This window comes from Collinsella aerofaciens, assembly GCF_039752775.1.
Classification (GTDB): Bacteria; Actinomycetota; Coriobacteriia; order Coriobacteriales; family Coriobacteriaceae; genus Collinsella; species Collinsella aerofaciens_R.
Genome location: NZ_JBDMGT010000045.1, coordinates 1 through 15486 on the forward strand (window position 1 = coordinate 1; position 15486 = coordinate 15486).

Annotated in this window: 10 protein-coding genes; 7 read left to right on the forward strand and 3 right to left on the reverse strand. The window is 62.8% G+C overall.

Annotation, left to right across the window (positions count from 1 at the left end):
• Positions 1-97: 97 nt before the first annotated feature.
• Positions 98-2398 carry an LTA synthase family protein gene (locus ABHR63_RS09455; RefSeq protein WP_346965392.1) on the reverse strand — a complete coding sequence of 767 codons (2301 nt, stop codon included), beginning with the start codon at positions 2396-2398 and terminating at the stop codon, positions 98-100.
• Positions 2399-2612: 214 nt separating this feature from the next.
• Between ABHR63_RS09455 and ABHR63_RS09460 the strand changes: the two genes are divergently transcribed.
• From ABHR63_RS09460 to ABHR63_RS09480, 5 genes are all read left to right on the forward strand, one after another.
• Positions 2613-3461 carry a nitroreductase family protein gene (locus tag ABHR63_RS09460; protein ID WP_346965391.1) on the forward strand — a complete coding sequence of 283 codons (849 nt, stop codon included), beginning with the start codon at positions 2613-2615 and terminating at the stop codon, positions 3459-3461.
• 159 nt (positions 3462-3620) lie between these two features.
• Positions 3621-5648 carry a KUP/HAK/KT family potassium transporter gene (locus ABHR63_RS09465; RefSeq protein WP_346965390.1) on the forward strand — a complete coding sequence of 676 codons (2028 nt, stop codon included), beginning with the start codon at positions 3621-3623 and terminating at the stop codon, positions 5646-5648.
• Between the two features lie 31 nt (positions 5649-5679).
• Complete coding sequence (locus ABHR63_RS09470) at positions 5680-5904, forward strand: hypothetical protein (protein ID WP_346965389.1); 225 nt, start codon at positions 5680-5682, stop codon at positions 5902-5904.
• 111 nt (positions 5905-6015) lie between these two features.
• Positions 6016-7641, forward strand: coding sequence for an ATP-binding protein (locus tag ABHR63_RS09475; RefSeq protein ID WP_346965388.1), 1626 nt, complete (start codon positions 6016-6018; stop codon positions 7639-7641).
• A 4-nt stretch (positions 7642-7645) separates the two neighbouring features.
• Positions 7646-8359, forward strand: a complete 714-nt coding sequence (locus tag ABHR63_RS09480) for a response regulator (RefSeq protein ID WP_226812477.1) — start codon at positions 7646-7648, stop codon at positions 8357-8359.
• 94 nt (positions 8360-8453) lie between these two features.
• Here ABHR63_RS09480 and rlmKL read toward each other — a convergent pair whose 3' ends face one another.
• Positions 8454-11021: a bifunctional 23S rRNA (guanine(2069)-N(7))-methyltransferase RlmK/23S rRNA (guanine(2445)-N(2))-methyltransferase RlmL gene (gene rlmKL, locus ABHR63_RS09485; protein ID WP_035138760.1), complete on the reverse strand. Its 2568-nt coding sequence runs from the start codon at positions 11019-11021 to the stop codon at positions 8454-8456.
• A gap of 75 nt (positions 11022-11096) precedes the next feature.
• On the opposite strand from rlmKL, the gene ABHR63_RS09490 reads away from it, so the two are divergent.
• Both ABHR63_RS09490 and ABHR63_RS09495 read left to right on the forward strand, forming a co-directional pair.
• Positions 11097-11924, forward strand: a complete 828-nt coding sequence (locus tag ABHR63_RS09490) for an HAD-IIB family hydrolase (protein ID WP_346965386.1) — start codon at positions 11097-11099, stop codon at positions 11922-11924.
• 193 nt (positions 11925-12117) lie between these two features.
• Positions 12118-12822 carry a transaldolase gene (locus ABHR63_RS09495; protein ID WP_346965385.1) on the forward strand — a complete coding sequence of 235 codons (705 nt, stop codon included), beginning with the start codon at positions 12118-12120 and terminating at the stop codon, positions 12820-12822.
• Between the two features lie 381 nt (positions 12823-13203).
• On the opposite strand, the gene ABHR63_RS09500 is transcribed toward ABHR63_RS09495, so the two are convergent.
• On the reverse strand, positions 13204-15351 hold the full coding sequence (locus tag ABHR63_RS09500; protein ID WP_346965384.1) for a Tex family protein: 2148 nt from the start codon (positions 15349-15351) through the stop codon (positions 13204-13206).
• Between the last annotated feature and the right edge of the window lie 135 nt (positions 15352-15486).

Consider the following 15486-nt stretch of genomic DNA (forward strand, 5'->3'; position numbering starts at 1 on the left):
GACGGAGGCCACATTAAGTGGCCTCCTTTGCGTGCGGAACTCGCGATGAACCTTATATGCCTCCGCCCGGACAGACGTTTCAGTTATGAGTGACCCGCTACTTGATCTTGGTCGTACCCGGTGCCAGGTTGGGGTCGGTTTCGTTGGCCTCGGTCTGGAAGTGCTTGGTGTAGACGTTCTTGCCGTCGCGGAACATCTCGTAATACTGCATCTTGGCGTAATCCTCGCGCGCCTTGGTTGCGGCTGCGGCAGCGGCGTCGTCACCGGTGACGTTGGAGGAGAGTGCCCAGCGCAGGCTGGCGTCCTCGTAGCCCACGGAGTTGATGGCGGGCAGCGACTCGCGCAGCGTCATGTGCGCCTTCTGGTAGTCGGTCAGCGGGGCGCCGATCAGCTGCATAAGCTGCGTGGACAGGTAGTTGGTGGACAGGTCGTCGACCTCGCTCGTCTGGTCGCAACCAGCAACGTCGTAGTTGGCCCAGATGATGTAGTCGGTCTGCCACAGGCGCTCCTGGTGCGTGGCGTCGTCCTCGCCGGTAAACCACTTATCGTTGAACTTGGACGGGAAGAACGGCTGGTGGTCGCCCCAGAACACCACGACCACCTTACGGTCGAGCTTGCTCAGGGCGTTGAGGAAGTAGCGCAGCGCCTGGTCGGACTGCTCGATGCACGAGACATACTCGTCGACATCGGAGAGCGTGCCGTCCTCGACGGTCTTGGCGTCCAGATCGGTCGTGTCGATATTCAGGTGCATCTGCTTGTCGACCGGCAGCAGGCCCGTGTCGTAGCCCGAGTGGTTCTGCATGGTCACGTCGAAGATAAACTGCGGATCGGCGTTCTGGTCGAGCAACTCGAGAATCTTGTCGTAGGTAGCCTGGTCGGTCACCATGCCGCGCAGGGTGTCGGCTCCCTGGAAATCGTTGATAGACAGGAACTGGTCAAAGCCAAAGTCCTTGTAGACGTTCTCGCGGTTCCAGTTGGTCGCGTGGTTGGGGTGCATGGCCGTGGTGGAATAGCCGAGCGATTTGAACTGCTCTGCCAGATTACCGGTCGTTTCCATGTTGTAGATGGTGTAGGGGTACACGCCCGAGCCCAGGTTGGCCATGGAGTTGCCGGTCATAAACTCAAACTCGGTATTGGCGGTACCGCCGCCGTAGGCGCTCACATAGAGCTTGCCGCGGCTGAGGCAGTTGGACAGGCTCTTAAAGTACTGCGGGCCCTCGTAGCCGGCGCGCATGTTCTGGTAGATCGACAGGTCGGAGAACGTCTCGTTCATGATGGCGATGACCGTGGGCTTCTCGCTATCGAACTGCTCCTTTGCGGCGGCGCGCTCGTCGCTCTTGGCCGCGTCGGACTTGTCGTAGGCCTTGGCGTACTTTTTGAGCGTGGCCTTGGCATCGTCGACGGAGTAGTCGGCGGGTTTGGGCGGCTTGATGGACTGCGCTGCGCTAATGAAAGCGGGCAGGTAGCCCTCGCGCCAGTAGCTCTCGAGCGGGCGCCAGGTGTAGACGGTGATGCCGAGGGTGTTGTAGTAGTCGATGAGCGTGACGTGTGCGGTCACACCGCCCAGGCACAGCACGGCGACGAGCAGGTTGGTGAGCAGCATGCGCTTGGCGTTGACGGCACCCTTCTGACGGTGCGGTGCCACCAGGCCGGCGTACTCGCACAGCAGCATGGCGATGGCGGTAAAGCCCATGGACAGCACGCAGAACAGCGAGATGGAGAAGGTGTAGCCGTTGCCGGCGACCGCGGCGGCGGTGGAGATGGCCGAAAGGTCGCCCGGCTGGATGGGCATGGATTTAAACGTGATGACGAAGAACTCGGCAATGCCCAGGACAAAGAGGGCAAAGGCCAGGACGGCCGGAGCTGCGCCATGGCGCTGGAACAGGAAGAACAGGCCGACCATGAGCGTGGTGATGATGGCCCACTCGAGCAGGATGCACAGGGGGTAGACCCAGGTAAAGTCGTGGTTGGACGAGACCTCCATGCCCAGCAGCGCAAAGACGCCGGCGAGCAGCAGGCACAGGACGGCGGCGACGAGCGGTTTGCCCACAAAGGCGCCGCGCAGGCGGGCGAGCTTGCCGGTGGGAGCGGGGGCGTCGGGCGCGGCGAACGCAAAGCCGCGCGGGGCGATGCGGTCGCGTGCGATGCTGGCCCAAGCGCAGCCGGTGAGGATGGCGTTGGTCAGGATGAGCATCACAAAGGCGAGCGGCTCGTTTTGGGCGACGAGGCCAATGGCGCCCCAAATGGTCAAAAAGACCTGGAAAAGACCGAAGGCGACGCTCCACCCAAGAGCGCTTTTGGCAACGGTGCCCGACTGAGCGCGAATGGCCTTGGCCTCGCGCAAGACAAGGTAGACGGTCGCCGCAAGACCGACGAGCGAGATGGCGGCAGCGAACATGCTGAGACTCCTCACAAACTAAAATGTACGAATGCGGGGGTTTACCCGATTGTTACCAAGATATGCGCTGCAATTGGTGTCTGCGCACAACAACCAGCCATATTAACGCGCACGTGTGGCGGTGTGGCGCAATGTAGTGGCGACCTGCGCGATAATGGACGGGAATTACACGGAAACGTAAAGGCTTCTTAAAGATATTAGCGAGGATGAGGCGATGAACGAGCAGGTTTGCACCAAGGCTGTGGATACGTGTGGCTATCCGGTCGAGACGACGGGCAATGCGGTGCTGGACACGTTGGAGCACCGTTCCTCCACGCGTGCCTTCGCGCGTGATGACGACGACCGTCCCGTAGCGGTGACCGACGAGCAGCGGGCGGCGATCTTGCATGCGGCGAGTCGCGCACCGTCGGCGGGCGCCATGATGATGTATTCCATCGTGAGCATCCGCGAGCAGGCTACGCTCGACCGCCTGGCCGACCTGTGCGACCATCAGCCTATGATCGCCAAGGCGCCCTGGGCACTTATATTTGTAGTCGACTATGCCAAGTGGATCGATCTGTTTGAGCACGTGGGCTGCTTTGAGCCCGAGTTTGTAGAGCGCACGGGCAAGGCGCCCCGCCGCGCGCCGGGTTTGGGCGACTTTGCCATCGCGGCCCAGGACGCCGTGATCGCCGCGCAAAACGCCGTGGTTGCCGCCGAGGCCCTGGGGCTGGGGAGCTGCTACATCGGTGATATCGTCGAGAATGCCGAGGAAGTGGCCGAGCTGCTCGATCTGCCGCCCTATACCATGCCGCTGTCGATGCTCATCATCGGCACGCCCCGTAAGGAGCGCCCGGCAATCGCGCACCCCGTGGTGAACCTGGTGCACGAGGAGCGCTACTGCCGCGCCGATGCTGCGACCATGGACGCGCAGGTGGCCGAGATGGACGCGATGTTCCGTCCGCATGCCCGCGAGGTAGGCGAGCGCGTGGTGGATATCTACACCCGCAAGCACACGAGCCCCTTTATGGCCGAGATGAGCCGTTCCATGGAGTGGTGGTTCAAAAACTGGCTCGGAAAATGACGAATGTGACAAAGAGACAGTCCCTTTGTCACATTCCATATCGCCGAGGTGGCTTAAAGGCCGTATAAATGTTTATCTAGCTGGGAAAACAGTGCCATTCAAACATGGGCCGATTACCTATAATTCCTTCGAACATTAAAGTTGGGAGGAAACCGGCTTATGGAACAAAAGGCCAAGGAGGCAGCTTCGCACGCTGCGATTCCTGTGAGCATCTCGGCGATGCTCGTCACGCTGGGCGTGGTGTACGGCGATATCGGCACCAGCCCTATGTATGTAACCAAGGCGCTCGTTGCCGGCAACGGCGGCATCGGAAGCGTCACGGAGGAGTTCGTGCTCGGCGCGCTCTCCCTTGTCGTGTGGACGGTCACGCTGCTGACCACCATCAAGTATGTGCTCATCTCGCTGCGCGCCGATAACCATGGTGAGGGCGGCATCTTTGCCCTGTACAGCCTGGTCAAGCGCTGCGGCAAGTGGCTCATCATCCCCGCCATGCTGGGTGGCGCCGCGCTGCTCGCCGACGGCATCCTGACACCTGCCGTTACCGTTACCACGGCCATCGAGGGCCTGCGCACCATCCCGGCGGTCCATGCCGTGCTGGGCGATGACCAGGGTCGCGTCGTCGCCATTACGCTCGCCATCATCATCGTGCTCTTCTTGGTACAGCGCATCGGTACGGCCAAGATCGGTCACGCCTTTGGCCCCATCATGACGCTGTGGTTCCTGTTCCTGGGCGGCACGGGTCTGTTCTTTGTCTTCCAGCACCCCGCCGTGCTGCTGTGCCTCAACCCGCTGCGCGGCATCGCCTTTTTGCTGAGCCCCAACAACCACGCGGGCATCATGATTCTGGGCAGCTGCTTCCTCGCCACCACCGGTGCCGAGGCGCTCTACTCCGACATGGGCCACGTCGGCCGCGGCAACATCTACGCTACCTGGCCGTTCGTTAAGTGCTGCCTGCTGCTTTCCTATATGGGCCAGGGCGCTTGGCTTATGAACAACGCTGCCAACCCCGAGCTCATGGGCATTGCCGATCTCAACCCGTTCTACCAGATGCTCGCCCCGGGCCTGCGCCCGTTTGCCGTAGGCCTTTCCACCGTCGCGGCCATCATTGCCTCGCAGGCGCTCATCACCGGCGCATTCTCGCTGGTGTCCGAGGCCAGCCGCCTGGACCTCATGCCGCACATGCAGGTCTTCTACCCTGCCGAGACCAAGGGCCAGCTCTACATCCCCATGGTCAACAACGTCATGCTTGTCGGCTGCGTCATCGTGGTGCTGCTGTTCCAGAACTCGGCGCATATGGAAGCCGCCTACGGCCTTGCCATTACGCTGACTATGATGTGCACCACGCTGCTGCTCTTCTTCTACCTGCACGAGGAGCGCAAGCTCAAGGTTGCTCCGTGGATCTTCGCGGCCTTCTTCCTTTTGCTCGAAGGCTTCTTCTTCGTGAGCTCGCTCACCAAGTTCTTCCACGGCGGCTACTTCACCATCCTCATGGCTGCACTCATCATGGGCATTATGGTGTGCTGGTACAACGGCACGGCGGTCGAGCAGCGCCAGTTTACGCTGCTGCCGCTGCGCAGCTACCTGCCGCAGCTCAAGCGCCTGCGCGACGACGATCGCTATGAGCGCATGAGCGACAACATCGTGTACCTGACCAAGGACACCCATACCGATTACATCGACCGTGATATCGTCTACTCGATCTTGGACAAGCATCCCAAGCGCGCTCGCGCCTGGTGGTTCGTGAATGTCGAGACCATGGACGAGCCGCATACCTTTGCCTATTCGGTCGAGACGTTCGGCACCGACTACGTGTTCCGCGTGCATCTGTACCTGGGCTACAAGATCAACCAGCGCGTCAATGCCTACCTGCGTCAGGTTGTTCAGGACCTGGCTGCCACTGGCGAGCTGCCGCCGCAGACGCATGACTACTCGGTCTACAAGGACCCGGGTAACATCGGCACGTTCAAGTTCGTCCTGATCCGTAAGCTTTTGGCGCCCGAAAGCGACGTGGAGCCGAGCGAGCGTACGGCCATCACGCTCAAGTACATCATCCGCCGTGCCGCCGGCACGCCCGCGCGTTGGTACGGCCTGGAGAACTCCAACGTGAGCTTTGAGTACGTGCCGCTGTTCACCAAGTTCAAGGCCGTGAACAAGATGCAGCGCCTGGCCCCCAACGAGCGCCCGTAGTCGCCGACAGGCTGCATGGAGTTGGTTTTCGATGGACAAGATTGAGGCCGGGGAGGCAAACATGGATGCAAAGGCGCTCGATGGCCGCGAGGCGGTGGTCGAAATGGTGCGTGAGGCGCGTGTCGACGCCGCCGAAGATCGGTTCTTTACGAATCGTGCCAACATGGACATGGCCGACCGCGTGATCTCGATCGTGGTGACGCTGCTTGTCGCGGTGTGCGTGTGTGCCCTGCTCGCGCACGTGCTGTTTGTCTAGCGACCGCCGGTTGCAAAGGCTATACACTTGGAACCACCACAAGGGAAACCACCACAAAGGTGCCTGTCCCTTTGTGGTGGTTTTTGTTTTTGAGAGAGGGGCGGGGCACTGATGGACGTCCGTACGGACGGCGATATTGCCGATAGCTTTTGGTGGCGGCGCACAACGCTGACGCGCCGCACTCCTCTGTATGACGCCTGCGTATCGGCGGGGTTGCTGGTCGCGGCGACGATTGTGGGCGCGCTGCTCGACCATCCGGGTCTCGCGCCGAGCATCATGATCGTCTATGTGTTCGCCGTTCAGCTGTGCGCATTCTTTACCTGGAGTCGCCTGTATTGCTTGCTGAGCTCGGCTGCCGCCGTGGCGCTCTACAACTTTTTGTTTGTCGATCCGCGCTACTCGCTGTCGCTTATCGACCGCGGCTATCCCGGCATGTTCTTCATCATGTTCGTGGTTTCGCTTGTGTCGAGCTCGATTGCGTTGGCCCTGCGCCGCGCCTTGGCACAGGCTGCCGCCAGCGACCGCCGCACGCATATGGTGCTCGAGACCAACCGCATGCTGCAGCGGTGCGCCGATCAGCATCAGATCGTTCACGCCATGGCCACGCAGCTGGCGCGTCTTTCGGGCTGTCCGGTCGTGTGGTACAGCGCCGACGCCGAGGGCGATGACCTGCTGCCGCGTGCGACGTACACGGCCGTGGGCGATGCCGCCCCGGTGCACGAGCCGGCGCCGCAGATGCCGCCGCGGCTCTCGGCGTCCGCCTATGTGGGAACGCCGCTCGACGCCACGTTTGGCGGCTCGGCGTTTTATGGCATCTACCTGACGGTTCGCACGGGCGACGGCTTCGTGCGCTCGGGCGACCCCGGCTCGGTGGTGGGCGTGCTGGCTATCGTTGCCGAGCCCGACGTGCTGACACATGAGGAGCGGACACTTGCCGATGCTATCGTGAGCGAAGGCGAGCTGGCACTCGATCGCGCCCGCGCCATGGAGGCCCGCGAGGAGGCGGCGGTGCTCGCCAAAAACGAGCAGCTGCGCGCCAACCTGCTGCGCTCCATCTCGCACGATCTGCGCACGCCACTTACCAGTATTTCGGGTAATGCCGACGTGCTGCTCGATCAGGGCTCGACCGGCACCGCGGTGCTCGACGCCCAGACGCGCCGCGGCCTGCTTCTATCCATTCGCTCGGATGCGCTGTGGCTCAACGCCACCGTCGAGAATCTGCTCGCTATCACCAAGCTCGAGGGTGGCGGTATGCGCCTGTCGACCACGCTCGAGCTCATGGACGATATCGTCGAGGAGGCGCTGCGCCACGTGAACCCGGCCGTGCGCGAGCACGACCTTAAGGTGGTGGCGTGCGACGAGCCGGCGCTCATCAACGTCGACGCGCGCCTGATGGTGCAGCTGGTGGTCAATCTGGTGAACAACGCCATCACCTATACGCCCGCAGGCTCGCATATCGTGATTTCGATTGGCGTCGACGGTGGGCACGTGACGTGCTCGGTGGCCGATGATGGCCCGGGCATTGCGCCCGAGGATCGCGAGCGCATCTTTGAGTCATTCTATACCGCCAACCATGGCCTGGCCGACAGCCACCGTAGTGTGGGCCTGGGGCTTTCGCTCTGCCGCTCCATTGCGCTGGCGCATGGCGGTAGCATAGAGGTTGCCGCGGCGGACCCGCACGGCTCGGTCTTTACGATTGAGCTTCCCGTCGCCGATGTTTCGTTTGATAAGGAGTAGCGCTGTGCCAAACTCTGCCGTAAAACCGCTCATCTTGGTTGTTGAGGACGACCCCGCTGTCCGCAATCTTATTGTTGCCGCGCTCGAGGCGCACGGCTTGCGTCATATGGCCGTGGAGACCGCCCATGCCGCCATCGCCGCCGCCTCATCGCAGGCGCCGAGCATCGTGCTGCTCGATCTGGGCCTGCCCGATATGGACGGCGTCAAGGTGGTGGAATCGGTGCGCGCATGGTCGGGTATGCCGATTATTGTGGTCTCGGCGCGCAGCGAGGATGCGGACAAGATTCGCGCGCTCGATGCCGGCGCCGACGACTACCTGACCAAGCCGTTTTCGGTCGAGGAGCTGCTCGCGCGCATTCGCACGACGCTCAGACGCCTTTCGTATGCGCAAACGGGCGGTGTTTCCTCTGAGGGCTCGTTCGATGCCGGTGAGCTGCATATCGATTTTGATGCCGGCATCGCCACGATGGATGGCGAGGAGCTGCATCTGACGCCGATTGAGTACAAATTGTTATGCCTGCTAGCGCACAACGCCGACAAGGTGCTGACGCACCAGTTTATCCTGCACGAGATTTGGGGCACGGCAACCAAGAGCGACCTGGCGAGCCTGCGTGTCTTTATGGGCACGCTGCGTAAGAAGATTGAGTCCGACCCCGCGCATCCGCGCTATATCCAAACGCACGTGGGTATCGGCTATCGCCTGGTCACCCAAGGGTAGGACGGCGTCCGCCATCCCACTATGAGTTGCGGTGAAATACGGTCTATATTTGCCTAATTCCAGGTAAAACAGTCCGTATTCCACCGCAACTTTGTTATTTGCCCTTGGGCTTGCTGGCGTAGAACTTCTTCTTTTTGGACTTGCCGGCAGGGGAGGGTTTGCCGGCAAAGTTTGATTTGCCGTTGCCGGCCTGCGTGGGCGCGGGCGCTGCTGCACGAGGCTTGCGCGCCTCGGGGTTGCGCAGCTCCTCGGTTCGCTCGGCAATCTCCTCGGCGCTAAAGCCGACCTCGGCCATGGCGTCCTCGATGGGCAGTCGGCGCACGATATAGCAGTGGTGCACCTTCTGGTTGCGCGCGAAGTCCTCGGGGATGGTCTGTGCCGTAATGTCCTCCAGCACGACGCCCGCGCGCGCGAGCTTGCGCGTTTCGGGGCGGAAGCCGCGCAGGTTGCAGCTAAAGATGGCATGTCCGCCCTGTGCAAGCAGGCGAGATACGCCGGCCAAAAGCTCAACATGGTCGCGCTGGACATCCCAGGTGCGGCGGCCCATCTTGGACGAGTTCGAGAACGTGGGCGGGTCGACAAAGATCAAGTCCCAGCGGTTGCGCGTCTGGCGCTGGTCGCGAATCCAGGCGAGCACGTCGTCGCGCACAAAATGATGCTGCGGACCAACAAAGCCGTTCTGGCGCATATTGCGCTCGGCCCAGTCCAGGTAGGTGTTGGAAAGGTCGACTGTCACGGTTTCCTCGACGCCGCCGTCGGCCGCATAGCAGGTGGCGGTGCCGGTATAGGCGAACAGATTGAGGAAGCGGCGTGCCTGTTTGGCGTGTTCGCGCACCAGGTTGCGGGTGACGCGGTGATCCAGGAAGATGCCCACATCCAGGTAGTCGTCAAAGTTGACGGCAAAGGTGAGCCCGCCTTCTTCGATGAGCGGCAGACGCCGGCGCGCGATGTTGGCGCGCTCGCCCGATCCGCCCTTGCCGGCGCCCTGCTTGCCGTACTGCGAGCCGCCGCGCGAACGCATGCGGGCCTTGGCGTGCACATGCTCGGCCGGAACATCAAGGATGCGCGGCGCGATGGCCAAGATGTCGAGCATGCGGGCCTGGGCCAGCGCGGGATCGATGGTCTTGGGCGCGGCGTATTCGGCGATGACGAGCCAGCGGCCCGGCGTCTGCGGGCAACCCTCGTACAGGTCGATGGCAGCGGAGTAGTCGGGCAGGTCGGCATCGTAGACGCGATAGCAGCTCACGCCCTCGCGCTTGGCCCACTTGCGGCGCAGACGGGCATTCTTGCGCAGGCGGTTGGCGAACTGCTCGGACTCCGGGATGAGCACGGGCAGCGGCTTGCCGTCGCCCAAGTCGAGCGTGGCGGCAGGTTCGGGCATGGAGGAAGCGGCGGCTTCGTCGTTGGCTTCGTTGGCATCCGCAACCTCGGCCTCGGCATCCGCGCTGGTCGCAGCCTCAAACGCTGCAGCGGCGTGGTCGAGTGAGGGCCAAACTTCAAGAGCCGCCTCCTCGTTATTGGGCATGACGGCGATCGAGCGCTCGGGCTCGGCGTGGAGCGCGCGGGCCAGCAAGCCGTCGCGGGTGAGAGCGGCGACCGGCGCCGAAGCGAGCTCGGGGGCGCGGCGCAGCTCGCCGATGAGCGTCATGGCATCGTGCATGAGCGAAAGCGGGGTCTCGGTCGTGTCCGCGACCAGGGCGGCACCGGCGACGGCGCCCGCATGGTCCAGCACGGTGGCGGGCTTGGCGGCACAAAAGTCGACAAAACGCTTGTAGCCGGCGCACTTGACCATGCGCTCGGCAGTCTTGCGGGCGGCGGGGTCGATGTCTACGGCCACGATGCGCGCCTGGCGCTCGCGCGCTGCCGCCTCGCGCTCGCGCGCCTCGGCAAGCAGCTGCTCCCACAGGACAGCGTCGTGCAGCTGCCAGCCCTCAAAGCCCCAGCGCTCGCGTGCGGCGCCCGGGGCGCGGTCGGTCAGAATGTTCACGGCCTCCAGCAGCAGACCGCCGCCGGCGCACGAGGCATCGATCAGCGTGGGAAGGGCTTCGTTTTCGTAATCGTCGGCCGTCAGCTCGCGCTCGCATAGTGCGGTCCAGCCGACCTGCGCCAGCACCAGGGCGGCGTAGTCGGGGCGCAACACGTGTGCGCCCTCGCCGGCACGAGTCGCAGCGGGCGGCAGACGCTTGAACAGCGGGTCGCCCGAAAGGTCCAGGCTGATGCTCGCGCGGCGCTGACGCAGCGAAAGCAACAGGTGAACATCGGGGTCGGCGGCATCGACGTCGGCGCGACGGCCCGTGGTCTCGGCCAGACGGTCGCACAGCGCGTCTTTGGCGCGCAGGGCCGAGAAGCGCGTGTTGCGCAGCTGCTCGGTCACGCCGCGGGCGGTGATGGCGATGGTGGCGCCGGGGCGGATGATGGTCTCCCAGGCGATGTCGTAAACGCTATCGTACAGTTCATCGGCATCCTGCGCCTCAAAGCGCCCGAGTACCACGAACACACGGCTCGCCAGGCGCGACCACAGACAGGCGCGGTAGCCTTCTTCGAGCTCGCCCTCAAATGTAGCGCGGCCCTTCAGCCGGCGAACATGCGAAAGCCCGAGGCGTTTAAGCTCATCGGCGAGTGCGGACTCAAAGCCCTCGGGGCAGCTTGCGTAAAATTCCATGGGTGACCTCTCTGGTTGCGTCGCTCCATTATATGATGGATACTTCGTTTACTCTCGCCCCCGAAAGGAACCCATATGATTGATGCGTGCCCCGATTCCGCCGTGCTCTTTTTTGACGTGGACGGCACGCTGACGTCGTTCGATCCCGACAACATGACCGACAAGGACTTTTCGGCGGTTCACCCCTCGCAGGCGGTCGTCGAGGCGTTTCATCGTCTGCGCGACGCGGGACACCATGCATTTATCTGCACGGGTCGTCCCTTGTGGCTGATTGCCGATGGCCTGCGCGCGCTGAGCCCGGCGGGTGTCGTTGCCATGGCGGGAGCCACGCTCGAGGTCGAGGGCCGCGTGGTACACGAGGACTGCTTTGACGAGGACGTTGTCGAGGAGCTTGCACGCCGTATGGCCGCGGCAGGGATTGAGGCCTTTTTCGAGACCAACGTGGCTACTTTTGCCCTGGAACCCGCGGGTGTTGAGCAGTCGTCTCTGATCGGCACTTCTGTGGTGCACAGCACCGAGGAAATGCGCGTCGACGGCAGTCTGCGCGTGGGCAAGGTATGCCTCAGTGTGCCCAGTTTGGCTCGCGTGGCCAATGATGACGGCTTTATCGATTGCGAGTTTGAGCTGTGCAACACCGGTGGCCAGAATCGCGAGCTGAGCCCCAAGGGCATTGACAAGGGCGTGGGCGTGGCGCGAGCGCTGGCGTATCTGGGCCGCGAGGGAAATGCGCGCACCTTTGGCTTTGGCGATTCGGGCAACGACCTGGGCATGCTCGCCGCCGTCGAGACAGCCGTGGCCATGGGCAACGCCATGCCCGAGGTCAAGGCGCTCGCCGACTACGTGACCGACGATGTCGCACACGACGGTACCGTCACAGCGATGCAGCATTTCGGCCTCATCTAATGAATCCCGCGTTCTGACGTTTGCTCAAACTGCGACTCTTCGCTTTTGCATGCTCAATCGATTTATCAATCCAAACACTGAGGTGTTTGTACCGTTCGCCGAGAAGATAAAAAACCGCAGCTCACGCCTTGATAAACGTAGGTAAAGTGTTTAGCAGTTTAACGCCCATGTGCAAGCGAAAGGAATCAGGCAGATGGCAATCAAGGTGTTCGCTGACGGTGCAAACCTCGAGGGCATGCTCGACATGTACGAGAACGGCAACGTTCAGGGTTTCACGACCAACCCGTCCCTTATGAAGAAGGGCGGCGTGACGGATTACCGCGCGTTTGCCAAGGAGGTCCTGACCCACATCACCGATGTGTCCGTCTCGTTTGAGGTCTTTGCCGACGACGTCGAGACCATGGAGGTCGAGGCGCGCGAGATCGCTACCTGGGCCGAGAACGTCTACGTCAAGATTCCGTGCGTGACCACCAAGGGCGAGTCCACCGCCGAGCTGGTCCGCAAGCTTTCGGCCGACGGCATCAAGGTCAACGTCACCACCATCTTTACGCCTATGCAGGTCGATGAGATGGTCGAGGCCGTCGACGTCGAGACGCCGTCCGTCATCTCGCTCTTTGCCGGCCGCATCGCCGATACCGGCGTCGACCCCATTCCGTTTATGACGGAGTCGGTTAAGAAGGCCGCCGCAAAGCCCAACTGCGAGGTCCTGTGGGCGTCCACGCGCGAGCTCATCAACATTTACCAGGCCGAGGCCTGCGGTTGCCAGATCATCACGGTGCCCAACAGCATCCTGGCCAAGCGCAAGAACATTGGTCGCGACCCGTACGAGGTCTCGCTCGATACCGTGCGCGGTTTTGCCAAGGATATCGCGGCGCTCGGTTTCCATATCCTGCCGTAGCGCGAACACCGACTGTACCGTGGGCTGTTCGCCCCGGCCTTTCCTTTCCCTATCGCTCACGCGCTCCGCGAGGGTCGCGCTAGGCAAAGGAAAGGCCGGGGCTGCCGGCACGAGCTTGCCAGCAAGTTGGCGCTTGGCTTCCATATCCTTCCGTGGGCAAAGGTACCCCCGCCTGCACCGTGCAAAATCGAGAGTATTCAGCAAGGTAAAGGTCTTTATCAGTTAACCGAAGCAAAAAACGGCCCCCGTTTTGGCTCTGACGACGCTAAAACGGGGGCTGTTTTTTGCTTTTTCGTCTCTGAGGGGCATCCGGAACGGTGGAATTTGCAGAATACTCGCGATTTTGCACATCGCTACAGGGGGTACCTTTGCTTTGGCGGTTTACTTGCCCTGCACCATGGTGAGCGAGATCTTCTTGCGGTCGCGATCGACCTTTTCGACCCACACCTTGACCGTGTCACCGACGCGCACGACGTCGCTGGGGTGCTTGACAAAGCGGTTGGCCAGCTTAGAGATATGTACGAGGCCGTCCTGGTGCACGCCCACGTCGACGAAGGCGCCAAAGTCCACGACGTTGCGCACCGTGCCCTTGAGCTCCATGCCGGGTTCCAGGTCGTCGATGGAAAGCGCCGAGCAGCTAAAGACCACCTCGGGCGCGTCATCGCGCGGGTCGCGACCGGGCTTCTTGAGCTCGTTAACGATGTCGATGAGCGTGAGGGTGCCGCAGTTCAGGTCGCTTGCCAGCGCCGAGATGCTGCCCAGGCGGCGCTCGATGTCGGGTACGCCGCCGCGGCTGAGCTCACTGGCTTTAACGCCTGCGCGCTCCAGGGCGGCCGTGGCTACCTCGTAGCTCTCGGGGTGGACGCTTGTCGCGTCGAGCGGGTTCTTGCCACCGCTGATGCGCAGGAAGCCCGCGGCGTTGAGATATGCCTTGGGTCCCAGTTTGGGGACCTTCTTAAGCTGGCGGCGATCGGTAAAGGCACCGTTTTCCTCGCGGTAGGCCACGATATTCTTGGCCACGCTCGGCGTGATGCCCGATACGTATCCCAGCAGGCTCGCGCTTGCGGTGTTGACGTCGACGCCCACGCGGTTGACGACGTCCTCCACCACGTGGCCCAGGGTGCGCGAAAGCTCGGCCTGGTCAAGGTCGTGCTGGTACTGGCCAACGCCGATGGACTGGGGCGGAATCTTGACGAGCTCTGCCAGCGGGTCTTGCAGGCGGCGGCCCAGGCTCATGGCGCCGCGCACGGTGACGTCCAGGTCGGGGTATTCCTGGCTGGCGAGCTCGGAGGCGGAGTATACCGATGCGCCGGCCTCGTTGACGATGGTGTATCGCAGTCCAGGCGCCTGCTCGGCGATGAATTCGGAGACGACTTCCTCGGTCTCACGGCTAGCGGTGCCGTTGCCAATGACGATGGTGTTGACGCCGTCCTTCTTGACGAGGCGGGCGAGCTCGCGCTTGGTGCCGGCGACGTCGTGGCGCGGCTTGGTGGGGTAGACCACGCCGTGGTCGAGCAGCTTGCCGGTCTCGTCCATGACGGCGACCTTGCAGCCGGTGCGGTAGCCCGGATCGAGCGCGAGCACACGGGCGCCGCGCACGGGGCGTGCCGAGAGCAGGCCCTCGAGATTCTTGGCAAAGACATTGATGGCCTCGGTCTGCGCGCGGACGGTGAGTTTGGCGCGGGCCTCGCGCTCCAGCGAGGGGGCCATGAGGCGCTTGTAACCGTCAGCGATGGCGGCATCGAAGATGGGAGCAAACACGCCCTGGCGTCGGGGCCAACGGCTGCCGAGGCGTGCCGTGGCGGCAGCGCCGTCGACGTTCATGCGCACGCGGAGCTTGCCCTCGCGCTCACCGCGGTCGATAGCCAGCACGCGGTGGTTGGGTATACGGCGCAGCGGCTCGTCAAAGTTGTAGTAGGGCTCGTAGGGGGTCTTCTCGGTGGGGTCGGTGGCCTCGACGACGATGTCGGCGGTGTTTTGCGTAAAGGCGCGCAGATCGGCGACGTTCTCCGGGTCCTCGGCTACCGTCTCGGCCACGATGTCGGCGGCGCCGGCGAGCGCCTTTTCGGGCGTGTCGAAGCCGGCCTCCTCATTGACGTATGCTGCGGCGGCGTCGAGCGCACTGCCCTTGGCCGAGGCCTGCATGATGATCATGTTGGCGAGCGGCTCAAGGCCTGCTTCGCGGGCCTTCTGCGCGCGGGTCATGCGCTTTTTGCGGTAGGGCTTGTAGAGGTCCTCGACACGCTGGAGCTGCGTGGCCTCGCGAATCTGCTGTTCGAGTTCGGGCGTGAGCTTGCCCTGGGCGTCGATGAGCAGAATGACGTCCTCTTTGCGCTGCTCAAGATTGCGCAGGTAAGACAGGCGCTCGTCGAGTGCGCGCAGGGCGACGTCGTCCATGCCATCCGTTGCTTCCTTGCGGTAGCGCGAAATAAAGGGGATGGTGTTGCCCTCGTCGATGAGCTTGACGGCCGCCTCGATGTTGGCGGCCTTAAGGTTGAGCTCGCGGGCGAGCTGGGCGATAAGATCCATGGGACTCCTTGCGTTTAAGGTGCGTTTGCAACACAGGGCTACCAAGGATACCACCCGTCCCAAGACGATATGAGAAAGCCATTTGGGTCGCCTCCCCCGCGGCGCAGCTTCTTTCCGCGGGCTCGGGATGCCACA